Source organism: Pseudonocardia sp. SID8383, from assembly GCF_009864975.1.
Taxonomy (GTDB): domain Bacteria; phylum Actinomycetota; class Actinomycetes; order Mycobacteriales; family Pseudonocardiaceae; genus Pseudonocardia; species Pseudonocardia alni.
Window position 1 is genome coordinate 1 of record NZ_WWFY01000311.1, and the last position, 1,848, is coordinate 1,848.

Consider the following 1,848-nt stretch of genomic DNA (forward strand, 5'->3'; position numbering starts at 1 on the left):
CGCCGCCTGCTCGACGGCGGCGCCGCGGCGTCGGTGCTGCTCTACGGCCCGCCCGGCACCGGCAAGACCACCCTCGCCCGGCTGATGGCCGGCGCCGGGGGAGCGGAGCGGCATTTCGTCGCCCTGTCGGCGCTCTCGGCCGGGGTGAAGGAGCTGCGGGCCGTCATCTCCGAGGCCCGCCGGCGTCGCGACCGCAGCGGCACCACCACGGTGCTGTTCATCGACGAGGTGCACCGCTTCTCCCGTACCCAGCAGGACGCCCTGCTCGGCGCGGTCGAGGACCGGCTCGTCCTGCTCGTCGCCGCGACCACCGAGAACCCGTCGTTCTCCGTCGTGTCCCCGCTGCTGTCCCGCTCCCTCGTGCTGCAGCTGCAGTCCCTCGGGGAGGACGACGTGCGCACCCTGCTCCGGCGCGCCGTCACCTCCGAACGGGGCTTGAACGCGACCGTCGCGCTCGCCGAGGACGGCGAACAGGCACTGGTCCGGCTCTCCGCTGGCGACGGGCGCCGCGCGCTCACCGCGCTGGAGGCGGCCGCCGACGGTGTCCTCGGCGCCGGCGGCGACCCGGTGATCGACCTCGCCGCCGTCGAGCGCGCCGTCACCGAGGTCGCCGTGCGCTACGACCGCGCGGGCGACCAGCACTACGACGTCATCAGCGCGTTCATCAAGTCCATCCGCGGCTCCGACCCCGACGCCGCCCTGCACTACCTGGCCCGGATGCTCGTCGCGGGGGAGGACGCCCGGTTCATCGCGCGCCGGCTGATGATCCACGCCTCGGAGGACGTCGGGCTGGCCGACCCGACCGCGCTGCCCGCCGCGACCGCGGCCGCCCAGGTCGTGCAGCTCGTCGGGATGCCGGAGGCGCGGATCGCGCTCGCCCAGGTCACGGTGCACCTGGCGACCGCACCCAAGTCGAACGCGGTGATCACCGCGATCGACGCCGCAATGGCCGACGTACGCTCCGGCAGGGTCGGCGGGGTGCCCCCGCACCTGCGCGACGGCCACTACGCCGGCGCGCAGAAACTCGGCAACGCCGTCGGCTACCGCTACCCGCACGACGACCCCGACGGCGTCCTGCGCCAGCAGTACCCGCCCGACGACGTCGTCGGCGTCGACTACTACGCGCCGTCCGGGCGCGGGCACGAACGCGTCCTCGCCGAGCGCCTGCCCAAGCTGCGCCGCGTCGTACGCGGCACCCGGGACTGAGCCCGCGCGCTCAGCCGGTGGTCAGGGTCAGCCCGAGCGCCCCGGTCGCGGTGCGGATCGGGGTGAAGTAGCTGGTGCAGTTGCCGTCGCCGCCCGCACCGGTGTGCACGCCCTGGGCCTGCCCGGACGAGGTGATGTAGGGGGCGCCGGAGTCGCCCTCCTGCGCGCACGCCGCCACCGAGGTCAGCCCGGACTGGCTCTGGCCCTCGAAGTTCACCGTCATGTCGGTGCGCTGGACCGTGCCGCAGGACCGCCCGCTGGTGGACCCGTACAGGCAGACCGTGGAGCCCACGGGCGCCGGACGGCTCCCGGCCACCCGGATCCCCGACACGGTCGCCGACACGCCGCCCGGCTCGACCGCGATCGCGCCGACGTCCACCCCGCGGCCCGCGGTCTCGACCTCGGAGCCGATCGTCGAGCCGTCGCCGGCGGACCAGGACGACGAGCCCCGGGTGCAGTGCCCGGCGGTGATCAGCCAGTCGCTGCTGCCGTCGGAGGCGGCGAACCCGGCCGTACAGCGGCGGGTCCCGTCGGTGATGGTGTCGCCCCCGCCGACCGCGGCCTGCCGGTGCGCCGGCGCCGCCACCCGCTCCACCCGCACCGCGGACGGGTCGAGACCGCCGGTCAGGCCCGCGGCCAGCG

General features: G+C 75.7%; 2 protein-coding genes. One reads left to right on the forward strand and one right to left on the reverse strand.

Translation table 11 applies throughout. The annotated features are described in order from the left end of the window. Nucleotides 1-1,206 (forward strand): replication-associated recombination protein A (locus tag GTW08_RS07670; RefSeq protein ID WP_161151668.1); only part of this gene is annotated, 1,206 nt, incomplete at its 5' end. 10 nt (nucleotides 1,207-1,216) lie between these two features. Here GTW08_RS07670 and GTW08_RS07675 read toward each other — a convergent pair. Next, nucleotides 1,217-1,848: S1 family peptidase (locus tag GTW08_RS07675; protein WP_161151669.1), on the reverse strand; the 632-nt coding region annotated here is incomplete at its 5' end.